The sequence below is a fragment of the Streptomyces sp. NPDC002835 genome (assembly GCF_053591995.1).
In genome coordinates this window covers 1-1,309 of record NZ_JBSFUW010000136.1, presented here as the reverse complement: position 1 = coordinate 1,309, position 1,309 = coordinate 1, and the positions used below count along the sequence as shown (strand labels likewise).

1 protein-coding gene is annotated in these 1,309 nt (G+C 72.2%); it reads left to right on the top strand.

Annotated elements, in window-relative coordinates; translation table 11 throughout:
• The coding region (locus ACWD01_RS37520) for a beta-ketoacyl synthase N-terminal-like domain-containing protein (protein WP_451168472.1) at positions 1 to 1,309 on the top strand (1,309 nt) is incomplete at both ends.

Genomic DNA, 1,309 nt, shown 5'->3' with positions numbered 1-1,309 from the left:
GCGTGGGCGCCGACGGGCGGCATGACGGCGACACTCTCCGAGGCCGACCGTCAGCGCATCGCCTCCTCCGGCGTTCCGCCGCTCTCCGCCGAGCAGGGGCTGGCGCTCCTGGACGCGGCGATGGCCACCGACCTCCCGTACCTCGTACCCCTCGGCCGCCTCGTAGGCGAACAGCGGCCGGGTGCCGACGTTCCCCCGCTGTTCCGGGGGCTGTTCAAGGGTGCCCGCCGGATGGCCGCGTCGGCGACCGCCGGTGCGCTCGGGCTGCGGCTCGGCGCCCTCGCCGAGGAGGAACGGGCCCGGCAGGTCCTGGACCTCGTACGGACCGAAGCCGCCGGCGTGCTCGGACACGCGTCGTCTGCATCGGTGGCCGCGGACCGGGAGTTCAAGGACCTGGGCATCGACTCGCTCACCGCCCTGGAACTGCGCAACCGGCTGAACACGGTCACCGGTCTGCGGCTGCCCGCCACCCTCGTCTTCGACTACCCCACCCCCGCCGCACTTGCTGCCCACCTCCTCGCCGAACTCCTCGACGAGCACCAGGTCGTGGACACGGACGCACCGACGGCCTCCGTCGACGGTGACCCGATCGCGATCATCGGCATGGCGTGCCGGATGCCGGGCGACGCGGACACACCGGAGGTCCTGTTCGAGATGCTTCTCGACGGCAGGGAAGGGATGACGGACTTCCCCACCGACCGAGGCTGGGACCTCGCCGCGCTCTTCGGAGACAGCGGCCCCGGAAACCGGGGTGCCAGCGCGACCCGGAGAGGTGGGTTCCTCTCCGCCCTGGGCGACTTCGACGCCGGATTCTTCGGGATCTCGCCGCGTGAGGCCCTGGCCATGGACCCGCAGCAGCGGTTGCTGTTGGAGACCTCGTGGGAGGCGTTCGAGCGGGCCGGGATCGACCCGTCCCGGCTGCGCGGCAGCCGTACCGGCGTCTTCGTCGGCACCACCGGGCAGGACTACGCCTCGCTCGTCATGAACTCGCGCGAGGACGTGGAGGGCCACGCCAGCACAGGGCTGGCGAACAGCGTGATCTCGGGGCGGGTGTCGTACACGTTCGGGCTCGAAGGCCCGGCCGTGACCGTGGACACCGCGTGCTCGTCGTCGCTGGTGGCCATGCACCTGGCCGCCCAGTCGTTGCGCAGCGGCGAGTCCTCGCTCGCCCTCGCCGGTGGTGTGACCGTCCTGTCCTCGCCGATGAGCTTCCTCGGTTTCAGCCGGCAGGGCGGGCTGGCGGGGGACGGGCGTTGCAAGGCGTTCGCGGACTCTGCCGACGGCACCGGCTGGTCCGAAGGCGTCGGCG